General features: G+C 64.0%; 16 protein-coding genes. 9 read left to right on the top strand and 7 right to left on the bottom strand.

Translation table 11 applies throughout. The features are described from left to right. Positions 1–26: 26 nt before the first annotated feature. On the bottom strand, positions 27–1,484 hold the full coding sequence (locus ABD884_RS22800) for an amidase (RefSeq protein WP_345052411.1): 1,458 nt from the start codon (positions 1,482–1,484) through the stop codon (positions 27–29). Continuing rightward, positions 1,477–2,220, bottom strand: coding sequence for a Type 1 glutamine amidotransferase-like domain-containing protein (locus ABD884_RS22795; protein ID WP_028267967.1), 744 nt, complete (start codon positions 2,218–2,220; stop codon positions 1,477–1,479). Before ABD884_RS22795 ends, ABD884_RS22800 begins: the two co-directional genes overlap by 8 nt. A gap of 237 nt (positions 2,221–2,457) precedes the next feature. Between ABD884_RS22795 and ABD884_RS22790 the strand changes: the two genes are divergently transcribed. The 3 genes from ABD884_RS22790 to ABD884_RS22780 all read left to right on the top strand — a co-directional run bounded on the left by ABD884_RS22790 (position 2,458) and on the right by ABD884_RS22780 (position 4,103). Beyond that, entirely contained in the window at positions 2,458–2,784 is a 327-nt protein-coding gene (locus tag ABD884_RS22790) for a rhodanese-like domain-containing protein (RefSeq protein WP_028267968.1), read from the top strand. A gap of 30 nt (positions 2,785–2,814) precedes the next feature. Beyond that, positions 2,815–3,774 (top strand): prephenate dehydratase, encoded by a 960-nt coding sequence (gene pheA / locus ABD884_RS22785; protein WP_345052404.1) that lies wholly within the window; start codon positions 2,815–2,817, stop codon positions 3,772–3,774. Positions 3,775–3,869: 95 nt separating this feature from the next. Continuing rightward, entirely contained in the window at positions 3,870–4,103 is a 234-nt protein-coding gene (locus ABD884_RS22780; RefSeq protein WP_345052400.1) for a hypothetical protein, read from the top strand. A gap of 27 nt (positions 4,104–4,130) precedes the next feature. On the opposite strand, the gene ABD884_RS22775 is transcribed toward ABD884_RS22780, so the two are convergent. Next, entirely contained in the window at positions 4,131–5,177 is a 1,047-nt protein-coding gene (locus ABD884_RS22775; protein WP_345052397.1) for a diacylglycerol/lipid kinase family protein, read from the bottom strand. 111 nt (positions 5,178–5,288) lie between these two features. Between ABD884_RS22775 and serS the strand changes: the two genes are divergently transcribed. Next, positions 5,289–6,569, top strand: a complete 1,281-nt coding sequence (serS, locus tag ABD884_RS22770) for a serine--tRNA ligase (RefSeq protein WP_345052392.1) — start codon at positions 5,289–5,291, stop codon at positions 6,567–6,569. Here serS and ABD884_RS22765 read toward each other — a convergent pair. Then, positions 6,564–7,580, bottom strand: coding sequence for a hypothetical protein (locus ABD884_RS22765; RefSeq protein WP_345052389.1), 1,017 nt, complete (start codon positions 7,578–7,580; stop codon positions 6,564–6,566). The two genes, serS and ABD884_RS22765, sit on opposite strands and share 6 nt — an antisense overlap. Positions 7,581–7,754: 174 nt before the next feature. Here ABD884_RS22765 and ABD884_RS22760 point away from each other — a divergent pair, with 174 nt between their 5' ends. Then, positions 7,755–8,600 (top strand): HAD family hydrolase, encoded by an 846-nt coding sequence (locus tag ABD884_RS22760; RefSeq protein ID WP_345052386.1) that lies wholly within the window; start codon positions 7,755–7,757, stop codon positions 8,598–8,600. Positions 8,601–8,635: 35 nt separating this feature from the next. On the opposite strand, the gene ABD884_RS22755 is transcribed toward ABD884_RS22760, so the two are convergent. The 3 genes from ABD884_RS22755 to ABD884_RS22745 all read right to left on the bottom strand — a co-directional run bounded on the left by ABD884_RS22755 (position 8,636) and on the right by ABD884_RS22745 (position 11,049). Next, positions 8,636–9,715 (bottom strand): aromatic acid exporter family protein, encoded by a 1,080-nt coding sequence (locus ABD884_RS22755; protein ID WP_345052381.1) that lies wholly within the window; start codon positions 9,713–9,715, stop codon positions 8,636–8,638. A gap of 92 nt (positions 9,716–9,807) precedes the next feature. Beyond that, on the bottom strand, positions 9,808–10,407 hold the full coding sequence (locus ABD884_RS22750) for a hypothetical protein (RefSeq protein WP_345052378.1): 600 nt from the start codon (positions 10,405–10,407) through the stop codon (positions 9,808–9,810). Between the two features lie 153 nt (positions 10,408–10,560). After that, positions 10,561–11,049 carry an inorganic diphosphatase gene (locus ABD884_RS22745; protein ID WP_028267977.1) on the bottom strand — a complete coding sequence of 163 codons (489 nt, stop codon included), beginning with the start codon at positions 11,047–11,049 and terminating at the stop codon, positions 10,561–10,563. A gap of 136 nt (positions 11,050–11,185) precedes the next feature. Between ABD884_RS22745 and dacB the strand changes: the two genes are divergently transcribed. From dacB to hpt, 4 genes are all read left to right on the top strand, one after another. Continuing rightward, on the top strand, positions 11,186–12,718 hold the full coding sequence (dacB, locus tag ABD884_RS22740; protein ID WP_376953730.1) for a D-alanyl-D-alanine carboxypeptidase/D-alanyl-D-alanine endopeptidase: 1,533 nt from the start codon (positions 11,186–11,188) through the stop codon (positions 12,716–12,718). Between the two features lie 67 nt (positions 12,719–12,785). Next, the gene (locus tag ABD884_RS22735; protein ID WP_345052372.1) at positions 12,786–13,898 is read left to right on the top strand and encodes a zinc-dependent metalloprotease; all 1,113 of its coding nucleotides are present in this window, start codon (positions 12,786–12,788) and stop codon (positions 13,896–13,898) included. A 128-nt stretch (positions 13,899–14,026) separates the two neighbouring features. Continuing rightward, positions 14,027–15,064, top strand: a complete 1,038-nt coding sequence (gene tilS / locus ABD884_RS22730) for a tRNA lysidine(34) synthetase TilS (protein ID WP_345052368.1) — start codon at positions 14,027–14,029, stop codon at positions 15,062–15,064. Positions 15,065–15,095: 31 nt separating this feature from the next. Beyond that, a complete protein-coding gene (gene hpt / locus ABD884_RS22725; RefSeq protein WP_028267981.1) occupies positions 15,096–15,647 on the top strand; it encodes a hypoxanthine phosphoribosyltransferase in 552 nt (183 codons plus the stop codon). Positions 15,648–15,782 lie beyond the last annotated feature (135 nt).

The raw sequence follows: 15,782 nt of genomic DNA, 5'->3' as shown, positions 1-15,782 counted from the left end.
TCACATTTTTTAGATGCCTTAGGCAACTAACCTGGAGGGTTGGGTGTCGTTTTTTGCTGCCGCTCAAGCTGCGCTGCAAGCTGCAGGAGCAGGAGTTCGGATCCCGCTCTTCCGATGAGTTGAATGCCCATGGGAAGCCCCGTTCCGGGGATCGGTCCGGTCCAATGGACAGGGAGGGTAATCGCAGGCAGTCCGCACACATTCACCATGGAGGACCATGGCGCAAACTCGCATTGCTTGCGGTAATCGTCATCTGCGTCGCCTGGCCAGTCGGGGGCCGGCCACTGCTCGCCTCCTGACGTTGTTCCGGTGAACCAACCCACCGGTCTTGGCACTTGCGCCAACGACGGCGTTAGCACCAGGTCCCACTGCGCGTACTGGGCAACGGTGTCGTGCGTGAATTGCCGAAGGAAGGCGACCGCTTCGTTGACCTTTGCTGCGCTCCGTTGTTGTGCCCTACGCCGGAAGGTCCGGGTCAGCGGGGTCAGCAGGGCTTCGCGCTGAGGCAGTATGCGTGCGCTCCCGACGCCGGCAGTCCAGGCGGTGGTGAACGCAACCGGATAGCGGTTGTCGTAGCGGACTTCGGCGTCGAAAACGGAGTGGCCCGCTTGCGTCAACATTTCGATTCCGCGGGCGAAGGCATCCAGGGCCTCTTGCCCGGTGCTGAAGGGAAATGCCGTGGACCATGGACTGTCGAGGCTCGCTCCGATGCGCAAGGTGGCTGGCGCTTCCGCGAGGCCCGCAAGGTAGCCAGCTTCCGGCTGGAGTTCGCGCGGCACCAAGGAGTCCATCATGAGCGCAGCATCGGCCGCAGTCCGCGCCAGGGGCCCGGCAACCACCAAGCGCGCGGCGTCCCCGACACTTTCGCCGGCAGGCACCAACCCACGGCCTGGCTTCAAACCCAGCAATCCACATGCCGCAGCTGGAATACGTATCGAACCGCCGCCGTCGCTCCCGGGTGCGAAGGGAACCAAGCCAGCGGCGACCGCGGCAGCGCTCCCTCCCGACGACCCACCGGAGCTGCGACTCAATGCGTGCGGATTGCGCGACGGCGTAGCGATGCGGTTTTCGCTGTATGCCGTCAGTCCGAACTCCGGAACCTGAGTCTTGCCCAGTGAGATGGCGCCAGCGCCTTTGAGCATGGCTGCGAGGGCTCCGTCCTCCGGGGCGGGCTTGCGGTCCAAGGCGGCGCTGCCGTGGGTGGTCACGACTCCTGCAACATCGGTGAGGTCCTTGAAGGCCAGCGGTACACCGTGCAGCGACGGAAGTTCGGTACCTTCCCTCCGCATGCGAACGTAGGCTGAGTCGGCCTCATGGGCATCGAGCATGGCTTGCTCTGCCGTCACCGTGATGAAAGCGCCCAAGCTATGGTTCTGCTCTGCGATCCTGGCAAGGAAGTGTTCTGACACTTCTGTTGCGGAGAGCCGACCCGTGGCCAGGGCGTGGCGTAACTCGACCGCGCCGAGTTCGTGGATGTCAGCCAAGGAAGCGGGACTCCAAGCGCTCTTCCACGGCTACGGCGCCGGTGGAATCGCCGGGTGCCGCGGTGACCCGGTAGGCGGCTTTGCCCCTGACTTCGGCGACCACATCAACAAGGTCCGTGCCTCGGTAGACGAGCCCTACACCGTCGTCGGTGCAATGCGTTTCACCCAGCACGCCTTCCGCCACCAGTTGATGGACCAGCGGGCGGCGGCCCGGCTCGGAGTCATAGTGGACACCGTTGGCATAGGGGAGGAACCCCAAGCCATTGGTGACGGCGCGCAGTTCAGGGCCATAGGAATCCGTGGTGCCGCCCTGGAACCAGCAAATCGAGCCCGCGGAGACCCCTGCCAGGACCACTCCCTGCTCCCAGACACGCCTGAGGATGCCATCCAGTCCGTGCGCTTGCCACACAGCCAGAAGATTGACTACAGAGCCTCCATTGACCCACACCACGTCTTGTTCCAAAAGGTAGGCCTCGGGGTCATGGTGATTGGGCATCGTGAAGAGGTTCAAGTGACTGAAATCGAAACCGGAAACGCGGGCGGCCTGATCCAATTCCGCGGCGAACCAACGCTGGTCCCCGGACGCTGTGCCGATATGCGCCACGCGCGGCGCGCGCCCGCTCACTCCCGAGAGTTCGACGGCGTGGTGCACCAGGAGATCGAACTCCATCCTGGTGCGATGGCCGGATTTGTAGCCGCCGGAGGTCGCCAAGATAGTGGGCTCGCCAGTAGCCATGTGACTCCTCCTGACGTGTGCGGGTCGCCGGGCTTTCATGCCGGACGTTAGCGCCAAGACTAGTGCCGCGGCGGCCGAGTGAGGAAGTACCGTAACCCGAGGGTTCCAGCGGTGATGATCCCGTAGCCGGCGGTGGGCCCACGCCGCGAGGGTTCCCTTGCCGAAGCGAAGCGAGGTAAGGGCAGCCGGCGGGGACTAGGCTGGGCTGGAGACCTGGATCAACTGGAAGGAAGTCACGTGAGCGATTTCGAGACCGTGCCTGTCGGCGATGTTCCGGCCGACGCGAAGATCTTGGATGTCCGGGAGGACTACGAATGGGTAGCCGGTCACGCTGAGGGCGCATTGCACATTCCCCTTGACCAGCTCCCTGCACGGCTTGACGATCTAGATCCTGACGAAGACCTCTTTGTCATCTGCCGCACGGGGGGACGTTCCTACCGAGCCGTTCAATGGCTCGTGGGTCAGGGCTACACCGCGACGAACATCGGCGGCGGCATGGACATGTGGTTCGAGTCCGGCCTTCCGATGGTTTCGGAGAACGGCCTCAAGCCGGTCGTCCTCTAGCCGCGCCGCATAACACCTAAGGAATATTTGATGCCGGCATCCGCGCTTACTTACACCTTCCTCGGCCCGGAGGGCACCTTCACTGAGGCTGCACTCCTGCAGGTCCCCGGCGCGGCTGACGCCGACCGGGTGCCGTGCACAAATGTGAACACTGCCTTGGAGCGCGTCCGTGAAGGCAAGGCCGACGCGGCCATGGTGCCCATCGAGAATTCGGTGGAAGGCGGCGTGACGGCCACCCTGGACGCGATTGCCACTGGAACCGAGCTGCGGATCATCCGTGAAGCCCTCGTACCCATCACCTTCGTGCTGGTTGCCCGCCCGGGGGTGAAGATCTCGGACATCCGCCGAATTTCGACCCATGGCCATGCGTGGGCCCAATGCAGGCTCTGGGTCGACGAAAATATCCCGAATGCAGAATACGTCCCCGGATCCTCCACGGCGGCTGCCGCCGTCGGGCTTCTCGAAGACGATGCGCACTATGAGGCGGCCATCTGCGCACCCTTGGTCGCAGCCGAACGGCCGGGCCTGAACGTGCTTGCCGAGAACATCGGAGACAACCCGGGTGCGGTCACCCGCTTCATCCTGGTCAGCCGCCCGGGCGCGCTGACAGAACGGACGGGTGCGGACAAGACCACCGTCGTCGTACCGCTGCCGGAAGACCGCCCCGGCGCCCTCATGGAGATCCTGGATCAGTTCGCCACCCGCGGGGTCAACCTCAGCCGCATTGAGTCAAGGCCCACCGGCCAATACCTCGGCCATTATTTCTTCAGCATCGACGCCGACGGCCACGCCTCCGACGCTCGTGTAGCCGATGCCTTGGCGGGCCTGCACCGGATCAGCCCTGCTACCCGCTTCCTGGGTTCCTACGCCAGGGCCGACGCGCAGCAGACCTCGGTTGCTCCGCATACTTCGGACGCTGCCTTCGCATCCGCGCATGCGTGGGTCCGGGACATCCTGGGCGGGGAAAACGTTTCCCCACGACTGGGATAATTGACTCTTCAACCCCTATCGCGTGGATATTTCTGTGCGTATGCTTGCTTGATCCACAATTGATGGACGCATGCCCCTAACGGAGGGAGCGGGCCATGTCGGGAAATAGCAATGACACCAGCGGCCAGGGAATGATCGTCAACCCGAAGCCCAAGGCGGACAACCAGGACTGGGACGGCGACGACGCCGACCGTGCCGATCGGCTGCGCTTTGAGGAAGAACAGGCCATGATCCGCGAGCAATCGGAAGCGCGCGCAGCCGCCAAGGCCTTGGCGGAACACAAATTGGCAGAACACAAGGCAGCGGAAGCGGCGAAGAACGCCAAATAGGGCGGCTCGCTAATCCACGTGCATCAGCTACTGCACTCGCACCAGAAGAGAACGCGGCTCCACCTTGACGGTGACCTTCGTGGCTTCACCCGACGGATCGCCGTCAAGTTGCGTCGCCATTGGTTCGTTGCTCCGGATGACCACTTTTCCTGAACGGTAGAAGTTCATGACCGGCAGGTTCCGCTTGTGCTTGAACAAGATCTTGGCGTACACAGCGAGCCAGCCGATGGCGCTGCGAGGGCTCATCACCACAACGTCCAGGACGCCGTCGTCAATCATCGCCCCGGGGATGAAGTCAATACCCCCTGGAATCAGGCCGCAGTTGGCGAACAAGACACTTCGGATCTTCCGGGATTGCTCGGGTTCGTCGTCCATGGCAATGGTGACCCGCTTGCGCCTCCCGGGCAGGTGGCGAACACCCGCCTCCGTGTAGGCGAGCCAGCCGACTGCTTTCTTGAGATCGTCGTTGGTGTCGCCCACGACCTCGGCATCCAAGCCCATGCCCGCGATCACCAGGAAAGCATGTTCCGAGGAGGCGCCCGTCAGCGCGTTGTGGATGGCCATGCGGGCAGTGTCGATGTAGCGCTGGTTCCCGAAAAGTGCCGTGTGGACGTTGCCGCGCAGATCGTTGACATCCAGGTTGACGTTGCGCGCCAGCAGGTTTCCGGTTCCGAGGGGAATCAGACCGATTGCGACGTCGGTGTGGGCAAGGGCCTCTGCCACCACCCGCACCGTGCCGTCGCCTCCGCCCACGAGTACGACGTCGGGCTCATAAGCCAGCGCCGCTTTGGCTTGAGAATGGCCAGGGTCCTCCGCAGTGGTGTCGAAGAAGCGGGGTTCGTCCCAGCCGGCAAGGTGGCAGGCTTCCCGGATGATCCTCCGGGCTTCCTCGGCCTTGGTTTTGACAGGGTTCAGGATCACGGCGACTCTCTGCAAGCCGGGTCCGGGCTTGTGCGCGTCTTCACGCACGGCGCTGCGGGTGTGCCTGGCCCTGAGCCGGCGCACACCCCACCAACTGGAGGCGGCGAAGACCACGCCCCCAGCGAAAATCGCGTACAGGATCCAGTCGCTCATGGTGGTCCAACCCTATCCCGCCGCCGGGTCCGGACGCGCACGGCGGCAGGGGAGCATGCCACGGTCGGACGCTGGCCGCGCAGCTGTGCCCTCATTCGATACTCTTGTCTGGTGATCGACGTTAAAGACCTCAGCGAAAACCCGGACAAGTTCCGTGCAAGCCAGCGCGCCCGCGGCGCCGACGAGTCCGTGGTGGACGCGATCATTTCCGCCGATGCAGACCGCCGTGCAGCCTTGATCCGTTACGAAAACCTCCGCGCTGAGCAGAACGTCTTCGGCAAGAAGGTTGCACAGGCCAAGGGCGAGGAAAAGCAGGCACTGCTGGCCGAGGTCAAGGAACTGGCCCACTCGGTCAAGGCAGCCTCCGTCGAGGCCGATGCCGCCCAGGCCAAGCAGGACGAGCTGCTCCGCGTCATCCCCAACTTGATCGTGGATGGCGTGCCCGAGGGCGGCGAGGACGACTTTGTGGTGGTCAAGACCGTTGGCACACCCCGCCAATTCCCCGACTTCGAGCCGAAGGACCACTTGGAAATCGGCGAACTCATTGGCGCGATCGACATGGAACGTGGCGCCAAGGTATCCGGTGCGCGTTTCTATTTCCTCCGCGGTGTAGGTGCCCGCCTGGAGATGGCGCTGCTCCAGATGGCCATGGACCAAGCCATAGAGGCCGGCTTCGTGCCGATGATCACCCCCACCTTGGTCCGTCCGGAGACTATGCAGGGCACCGGTTTCGATGTGAAGCACGACGCCGAGATCTACCGTCTCGCTGACGACGACCTTTACTTGGTGGGAACCTCGGAAGTGGCCCTCGCCGGCTACCACGCGGATGAGATCCTGGACCTTTCCGGCGGCCCCATCCGCTATGCAGGACAGAGCTCCTGCTACCGTCGCGAGGCTGGTTCGCACGGCAAGGACACCCGCGGAATCATTCGTGTCCACCAGTTCAACAAGGTGGAGATGTTCATATACACCACGGTTGAAGAATCCGCTGCCGAGCACCAGCGGCTCTTGGCGTGGGAAGAGGAAATGCTGGCCAAGGTGGAGCTCCCGTACCGTGTGATTGACACGGCGGCCGGAGACCTCGGAATGTCGGCTGCGCGTAAGTTCGATTGCGAAGCCTGGGTCCCCACCCAGAATGCGTACCGCGAACTCACCTCCACCTCAAACTGCACCACCTTCCAGGCCCGCCGCCTCAACATCCGTGAGCGCACGGTCAACGAGGAAGGCGTTGCCAAGGGCACGCGCGCCGTCGCGACCCTGAACGGGACCTTGGCTACCACCCGCTGGATCGTGGCCATCCTGGAGCACCACCAGAACCCGGATGGCTCGGTCAACGTTCCCAAGGCTCTCCAGAAGTACATCGGTGGCCTCGAGGTCTTGCCGGTCTTATAGCAGGCGAAGCTTCTTATTCTTTGCCTTCCCCAGGGGAAGGCCCGCCTGAACGAGTTTCCTCGTGAGCTTCGCCGGATCTTTCGCGATGGGCCAGTCCCAGCGGACCATCGTGAATCCCAATGCACGCAAACGGTCTTCACGCTTCTTTTCGGCCAAGACCACCTCGCGTGCCGAGAGTCCGTGAAGGTACTCGTCCTGCAGATATTTCGCGCCGCCGTCGAATTCCCCGATAATCCGCAGCTCCCGCCAGAAGAAGTCCGCCCGGCCAACGAAACCGTCACTGTCCTGGAACCCGAGCTGAAGCTCCGGCCTCGGGAACCCGAGAAGGTGCATCTGAGCCCGGCTCAAGGATTCCCCGGGGGATCCGGACTGCGCATCGGCAAAATCGATGACGCGGGCAACCTGTTGTTGCCGGGACGAGGAATGGAGGCCTTTTGCGGCGCCGTGCAGGTCCGCCTTGACGGTGGAGATGCCCTTGAAGTGCAGGGGATTCACGAGGTGGTCCGCCAAGACGACGGCCTTCGCAAACGAAGAGCGGGCCATGACATCGACGGCGGTCTGCAGCAGGGGGGTGACGTTCAGGCCCCGGTGGTGCACCGGCGATCCTGCGTAGCAGTGGCGGAATATTCCATAGCCCCGGACGTCCTCAAGGCCGGTGTTTCCTGACCTCGCCTGCATTGCGGCAGTAGTTGTGGCCTTCCCGGCCCCTGCATGGCTAGGCGACTTCACGGCCAGGTGGACATGGGAAGGTACGCCAAGCAATTTCAAGCCCCACACATGCGCGGCGGTTTCGTAGCAAAAGGCGGCCGTGGGGAGTTCCAGGGCCACGGCTTCCGTGGTCCGGGCATAGCGTTCCCAGGGGGTCAGGGAGAGCCAGTATTGCTTGGCGAGGTAGACGCCCCTGCGGACCCTGACGAGCTCGCCCTTTGCGTATCTCCGGCTCAATATCCGGATATCACCGGAGCCGGGGCGCTGATCGCGGGCAACGATGAATGGAGGTGGTTTGCTCATGGGACCACCTTCCTTGGTCGGCGCGCAGAGGAGTACCCCGCACATCGCCTATGTGGATAACTTCCGGAGGTAAATACTCACACTGTGGAAAACGTGGGAGTATTCACCGCTTGTTAATCCCTTGCAGTGGCCTGCGTCCTAGCCGGTGTTGGTGGGGTCTGCTTCACTGGAGGCATGACTACTTTGACTGGTACCTCAGTCGCTGGCATCGATGACCAGCGGAATTTCAATCACAAACTCATGGTCGCCTTGGATGTTGACGGAACCCTCGTGGACCACGATGGCCACATGTCGCCGGGCGTCCGCGATGCTGCCAGGGCAGTTGTCGCCGGCGGTCACGACGTCCTGATCGCCACCGGCCGATCCTTGAACGCCACCTTGCCCATCATCGAGCAGATCGGACTGGACCGCGGCTACGCAGTGTGCTGCAACGGCGGCGTCACCGTAAGGCTCGATCCGCAGCTGGATGCCGGCTACGAGATCATCCAGAAAGCCACCTTCGATCCTGCACCGGCGTTGAGGGCGCTCCGCGAGCAGTTGCCATCCGCCAAGTACGCCCTTGAGGACGAGGACGGGAACTTCCTCTCCACCGAACGGTTCCAGGACGCCAGTTTCGGCGTCGAGGCAATCGGCGTGGACTTCCAGACCATGCTGGATGCCACCGCAGTGCGCGTCGTGGTGTTCAGCAGCGAGAACACCGCCGAGGAATTTTCCACCGCAATCCGCGAGATCGGGCTGTCCGGCGTCACGTACTCCGTAGGCTGGACCGCCTGGCTGGACATTGCCGCTGCCGGAGTCACCAAGGCAAGTGCCTTGGAGCAGTTGCGTCAGCGGCTGGGCACGCACCCGCGCCACACGGTGGCGGTGGGAGACGGCCGCAATGACATCGAGATGCTCAGCTGGGCCGGCCGCGGCGTCGCCATGGGCCAGGCCCCCCAGGAAGTCATTGCCGTCGCGGACGAAGTCACCGCTTCGGTGTACGACGATGGCGCGGCCCTGATCTTGCGTGGCCTCCTGTAGACAGACGTGCGGGGGGCGGACCAACGCTTTTCGGCTCAGCCGTCGGAGACCGCTGTGATGATACGCCGGAGGCTCATGGCGACTGACGCGGGGGCATTCACGGGTGCCTTGTCGGCGGCCACTTCCGTGAGGGTGCCGCTGAGGGCCGCGACGCTGTCATGAGCGTCGTCCAAGGCCCCCTTGAAGTCCTCTGCGTCTCCGTGTCGCCATTGCCTTATCAAGGTGGCTACGTCCTCCAGTGCCCGGGATAAATTCCGGGGGACGCCCTCGGGGATGACAGTCCCCGCGTTCTCTTCCCAGATCACGCTTGCCAGGACGTCGGTGATGTCCTGGACGTGGAAGGTCAGCCGTTCCACCGTGCGCAAACCGGCCAGGTCGCCGCCCAAGCGTCCGGCCCGACGGCGCGACCGCGGATTGGCTTTGGCGCTCAACTTCGCCGCCTGGACAGCTGTCCGCACTGCGGTCGCGGTGCGGGCGAGCTCGCCGCTGCGGCTCGCCCAATCCTCATGGTTCGGCGGCCAGGATTCCATCATGGCGCTTGCCATGTCCTCGAGCTGCTTGGACAGCGCCCGTTGGTGTCCGTCGATGGCTGGATCGATGCCTTCAAGATGCAGGGGAGGAAAGACCAGCCAGTTCACCGCGAAGCCGACAGCAACCCCCATGGCCATTTGCAGGACGTAGGCGAAAGAGAATCCCTGCGTATTTGAATAGCCCAGGACCAGCACGAACAAGGCCGCCATGGGAACCCATTCGGAAGCGCTTCCGAGTCTTGGCAGGCCGCCGATGACCACTCCCAGCCCGACGACGACGGCCACCGCCAGCGCGGTCGGCGTGCTCACCGTGGTCACGACGAAGGCCATGGCAATGCCCAAGCCGAGTCCCAGCAGGCTTTGCAGTCCGTGTTTCGCCGAAGCGGCGACGGTAGGGTGCATGCTGACCAAAACGCCCAAGGGTGCGTAATAAGGGTAGGAGGCGGCAGTTCCGGGCATGAGCGGCGCCAGGTACCAAGCCAGCCCGGCCGCGGCGGCCGTCTTTGCAGCAAACAGGAGCCGGTGGCCCGTGACGGCTTGCCTCAGGGCTGGAAGAACCCGCCGAAGCTTTGGCTTGGGGATCATGACCCAAGGTAGGCGCAAGGCGTCGGATGTGTCGAGGACAAGTTCGGCTGAAGGTTATCGAAGGATCGTCCAGACACGGAAACGTCCCGGCGCTAGTAAACCTCAAGGATCAACTTGAGTAGACGAGCAGCAGCTGGCCGGGCAGCGTGCTCCTCCGCCCACTGTGCGCGGGAGAGTGCCTTGCTGACTGCCTGGGTGCTGATCCCCAGTTCCTGGGCGACGGCCTTTTGTTGTCCACGCACGCCTGGTGTCAGCAGGTCAAGGACGCGCCACTCGGCAACGCTTCGGTGCTGCACGATGTGCCCCAGGAGCCGCAGCACCGCTTCGGATTCGGCGGCGAGGGCAGCGACCGGCCCCTCGACGGCCACAGGGACCCGCTCCTTGCTGTTCCGCACGCGGTCCACTGCGCGGCGCGCGTAGACCAGCCCGTGTCCGGAGGCGTCCTTGATTTGGTTCGGAAGAGGCTCGTTGACCGGCCCGACACCGATCCCCACGTACCATTGTCCGCTCCGCAAAGCGATGAGCGCCGTGTCCACAGCCTGGTGCGGGCAGTCCACGATGCCTTGGACTTCATCCTCCACCGAGCGGTCAAAGTCCAGGCGCGCAGGGATGTGGCGCAGGTCCTTCAGTAGCTGCGGTACGAGGTCTCCGTCGCGACGGTTGTCGCGTTGGTTGATGGTCAGCGTGAACATGGTGGATCAAACATTACCGGCAGGTAGCCAAGTTTCAACCGGTTAAACTGAGCCCACTGCTTCGTGACGACGACGGCCGGTGAGGTTCGCAGGGAACCTCACCGGCCGTCGTCGTGCATGTAGATCCCCGCCGCGGGGCAGGTGGTCGGGACCTTAGTGGGCGAGCGGAACGTAACGCTTGATGGAAGCTTCCAGCTCGGCTTCGGCGGCTGCGCGATCGGCCCAGCCCTCGGCCTTGACCCACTTGCCCGGCTCAAGGTCCTTGTAGCGGGTGAAGAAGTGTTCGATTTCCTTGATCAGGAACTCGCTGACATCCGAGATTTCCTGGATGTGGTCGAAGCGCGGGTCGACCGGAACGCACAGGACCTTGGCATCTCCGCCGCCGTCGTCGGTCATGTTGAACACGCCGATCGGACGGGCCTCGACGATGACGCCGGGGTAGAGGTCGAAGTCCTGCAGGAGCACCAATGCGTCCAGCGGGTCGCCGTCTTCGCCCAGGGTGTTCTCGAAGAACCCGTAGTGGGTGGGGTACTGCATGGACGTGAACAGGACGCGGTCCAGGCGGACGCGACCGGTCTCGTGGTCAACTTCGTACTTGACGCGCGACCCCTTGGGGATCTCGATCGTGACGTCGTGCTTCATGGAATGCTCCTTGACGGTATTGGCATGGGCGCGGCAAGAGAACAGCCGACGCCGCCGACTACTATTGAGGATATAGCGAGAGGCCCAAGTTTCTTGAAACGGTGGGGACATTCAAGACTTTGAGGACTAAAGCCGCATGAAGGTCGTTGACGAGGCGGGAGCCGGAAAGCCGGCTTCGAACCAGCAGGAGACCCCTGCTTTCAGACCTAGGAAACGGGCGTCGAAGCGCACTTGGCGCTTTCTGCCCTTGGTCCTCCTGACCGTTGTCATCGCTGCCTTGGCGGTGCCGATGGGCCTGGGGGTGGCGCCCGGATTCTTCGGTCCAGGGTTCCTGGGGGCCGTGAGTTCGCCCACGCCCCAGGTGCCGGCTTGGCAACAGATCCCCAATAAGTTGAGCCGCACCCAGGTGGTCTCACCCCTGGATCCTTCTGCACCGGTTCCGCTTCCGGCCGATGTCACACGCCAGCTCAACGCCCTCCTGACCCCCGACGGCGGGGGAGACTTCACCGGCGTCGTTGAGGACGCGTTGACCGGACTTTCACTTTACGACCGCGACGGCGCCAAGAACCGGGTGCCGGCGTCCAACATGAAGCTGCTCACCGCCGTCGCGGCATTGCGGGCGATCGGCCCGGAAACACGCTTCAGCACGCGGGTCCTGACGGGATCATCGGCGTCGACGATCATCCTGAGCGCTGGGGGCGACGTCCTGCTCGGTGCAGGGCCGTCCCAACCAAGCGAAGTGCTGGGCCATGCCGGTGCGGAAACCCTCGCAGTCGATGCGGCCAAAGCGCTGCAGGAACGTGGAGTGAAGGGCCCGGTCACCGTCCAGTTGGATGATGGTTTGTTCAGCGGGCCGGCCCTGAATCCAGCATGGAGCCTCGACGACGTCGCTGCTGGCGAAACCGCGCCGATCTTCCCGCTCGCACTGAACTCTGCGCGGACCAGCCCCGGCGCAACCACCGGTACGCGACCGCAGGACGCCGCGCTCACCGCCGCCGAGGCCTTCGCGGGGAAGCTCCAAGCCGCAGGTGCCGCTGCCGGATTCACGGTGGCCCCCGGCGTCGAACGTGCCAAACCCCCGGCCGGACAGCAGGACGTCCTCGCCAACGTGGAGTCCGCCACCGTCCGGGAGCAGGTGGACTTGATGCTGGAAACCTCGGACAACTACCTCGCCGAGATATTCGGCCGGATGGCCGCGCTTTCCATGGGACAGGCGGGATCCAACGACGGCGCGACGGCGGCCGTGAGCGCCCAGCTGGCGGAGCTCGGGATCGCCACGGACTCCATGCATCTGGCAGACGTGTCCGGCCTGGCCCTAGGTAACCAGGTATCAGCCCGGCAGTTCGCGGATGTGGTCCGGGCCATCACCTCCGGGCCCGACACCCGCCTCCGCGCGGCCCTCGCCGGGTTCCCGGTCGCCGGGCTGACCGGAACACTCGGTGACCGCTACGGTGACGCCAGCACCTCCCAAGGGGCGGGGCTGGTCCGGGCCAAGACCGGAACACTGAATACGGTCATCGCTTTGAGCGGCTACGTCGTGGACGCGAATGGTCGCCTTCTGGTGTTCTCCTTTATCGGCAACGGGCTGACGCCCGGTGCCGCCGGGAACAAGGTGGCGCTGGACAGGTCTGCCACGGCACTCGCCTCGTGCGGCTGCACTGGTGGTTGACGTTCAAGCTGCCTGACGTTCGCCGCTGAGCGAACTTAAGGGCGCAGATTCAGCCCGCTGTGTTCTGATGGACCGTATGGAGTCTCAGCAGCAAGCCCAGTCCCTCATCAACTGGGAGCTGGCCGCCTCCACGGCTGCCCGGCTCGCTCCCCCCGGTCCATCCCTGAGTCCGGCCCAGATCGGCAAAGCCGTCGATAACCTCCGCTTAAACGCGGACATCTCGGTGCCGCATGTGCACGACATCACCGGATTGGAAGCCGCTCGCGATCTCCGCGATTCCCATGTCCTGGTAGTGGACAGGGCGTCGTGGGCGAAGGCCAACACCCAAAGCTTCGCAGTGATGCTCCAGCCGGCCCTTCAGCAAATGCTGGATTCCCGGCGAGGCCCGGCCATGACTCCGGCCGCGGCGGCCGCGAGTGGTGCCATTACGGGCAGCCAACTCGGGGCCGTGCTTGCCTTTTTGTCGAGCAAGGTCCTTGGCCAATACGATCCTTTTGCGGCACTCGCCCCGGACTCGAAGGCGCCGCCTGCTGGCCGGCTCTTGCTCGTGGCTCCGAACATCATCTCCGTGGAGCGCGAGCTCAACGTGGATCCGGACGATTTCCGGCTTTGGGTCTGCCTCCACGAGCAGACCCACCGTGTGCAGTTCGCCGCCGCGCCGTGGCTCCGGACTCACATGCTGGATGAAATCGGGCGCCTCAGCACCAACCTCCTCGGCAATGTGGACTCCATCATGGACCGTGCCACCGCTGCCGCGCGTTCCCTGCGCGACCGCTCCACGGGGGCCGTGCCAGGCCGCGGGGCCATCTTGGACCTCCTGCAAAACCCCGAGGAAAAGGCCTCGCTCTCGCACCTCACAGCCGTCATGAGCTTGCTGGAAGGCCACGCCAATGTAGTGATGGACGCCGTGGATTCCACCCTGATCCCGTCGGTGAAGACCATCAGGCAGCGCTTCAGCGCACGGGGCAAGGATCGCGGAGTCATCGAGAAATTCATCCGCAACATCCTCGGCTTGGATGCCAAGATGCGCCAGTACAGCGACGGGGCCAAGTTTGTCCGCGAAGTTGTTGCGGTTGCTGGCATGGAAGGCCTGAACCGGGTGTGGGAGTCTGCCGAGCAACTGCCCACGGAAACCGAAATCCACGACTCCAAGCTGTGGCTTGAGCGGATGGGGCTGTGACCCTGGATAGCCCATCCGGCTCCGGAGCAGGCAGCAGAAGTGCATGCAGTAGTTCGCTCAGCAGTTCACCGGGCAGCGGACGACGGCGTCCCGGACGTTTGGCGCCAGTCGTCGGCAAAGCCCGGAACATGGTACGGGACGCGCTGGCCTCCGCAGGCTACCCCGAGCGAATCCTGGTGGCCTGCAGCGGTGGGCCCGACTCCCTGGCCCTCGCCTCCGCCGCTGCCTACTTCGCTCGTCGCGGAGACGTGGACGGCCGCTCCGTGAGCGTGGCCGCCGTCGTGGTTGACCACCAGTTGCAGGAAGGCTCGGGCCAGGTCGCGGCACGCACTGTGGCGATCCTGGAAGAGCTGGGACTTTCGCCTGTTCAGCTGCGGACCGTGGAGGTGGCGGCCACCGGATTCGGACCCGAAGCCGCAGCACGGGACGCGCGGCACGCAGCCCTCGAAGCAGCCGCTACGGAGCTCGATTGCCAGGCAATCCTGCTCGGGCACACCCTGGATGACCAGGCGGAACAGGTGCTGCTGGGACTTGCCCGCGGCTCGGGAACCCGCTCCCTTGCCGGGATGCGCCCTGCCCGGGGCAAACTCCTTCGTCCCCTCCTCGGGCTTCGCCGCGCAGAAACGCTCGAAATCTGCGAGGCCGAGGAACTCGAAACCTGGCACGATCCCAGTAACGCGGACCCAGCCTTCGCCCGCTCGCGAACCCGAGTGGAGGTGATGCCCTTGCTTGAGGACAAACTGGGGCCCGGCGTCGCCGAGTCACTCGCCCGTACCGCCGCGATTCTCCAACAGGACGCTGATTTCCTGGAGCAGCTCGCCGCAGAGAGCTATGCGGGCCTCCTGCACCGGACCGACGACGGCGTCTGGCTCCCCGAAGACGCGTTGAGGGAACTTGCCCCCGCACTGAGGTTCCGGGTCATCGCCAAAGCAGCCGCCGACGTCGGGGGCCAACAGCCTAGCTACGGGCGGCTTCAAGCTGCCGAAGCCTTACTGCGCCGGCAGGGCTCGGCCGGTCCCGTGCAACTTCCCGGAAGCGTCAGCGTCTTTCGCGTATCCCTCAGCGAATTCCAGCAGGAGGCCTCCGCAGGAGGAACTGCCGTTCCCCGTGAAGGCGGCGGCTGTGGGAAGCTAGTATTCCGGCATCAAAGATCGCCCCAACACTAGCCGCACCCACGCATCAACACAGGAGCCATTGGTGGATTCAAACGACGTCCAGGCAGACCTCAAGCACGTTCTCTACACCAAGGAGCAGATCCAGCGACGAATTGGTGAACTGGCCGCGCAGATCGACAAGGACTATGAGGGCCGTGAACTGCTGATCGTCGGCGTGCTCAAGGGCGCCGTTATGGTCATGGCCGACCTCGCGCGCTCACTTCACAGCCACGTCAGCATGGACTGGATGGCAGTGTCCTCCTACGGCTCCGGCACCCAGTCTTCCGGTGTCGTGCGCATTCTCAAGGACCTTGACACCGACTTGATGGGCAAGGATGTCCTCATTGTCGAAGACATCATCGATTCCGGGCTGACCCTCTCCTGGCTCAAGACTAACCTCGAATCGCGCGGCACCGCTTCCGTGGAAATCTGTACTGCTTTCCGCAAACCGACGGCCGCCAAGGTGGAGATCGACGTCAAATACGTCGGCTATGACATTCCCAACGAATTCGTTGTCGGCTATGGACTGGACTACGCCGAGAGGTACCGCAACCTGGACTTTGTGGGAACCCTCGCCCCGCACGTTTACGAATAACTCTTCCAGGAGCACCTCCGTGTACGCCTAGAGGGAACTTTTATCCCTTACTGTGCGTGAATCACTCCGAACGGTGTAAAGCTAGAAAATGACGCAGCACCACACGCGCGCAGAAACTGCGCCGTGCAGCACTAC

The sequence above is a fragment of the Arthrobacter methylotrophus genome (genome assembly GCF_039539965.1).
In the GTDB taxonomy this organism is placed as follows: domain Bacteria; phylum Actinomycetota; class Actinomycetes; order Actinomycetales; family Micrococcaceae; genus Arthrobacter; species Arthrobacter methylotrophus.
Note: the sequence above shows the minus strand (reverse complement) of the source record. Positions and strands in the feature narration are given on the sequence as shown.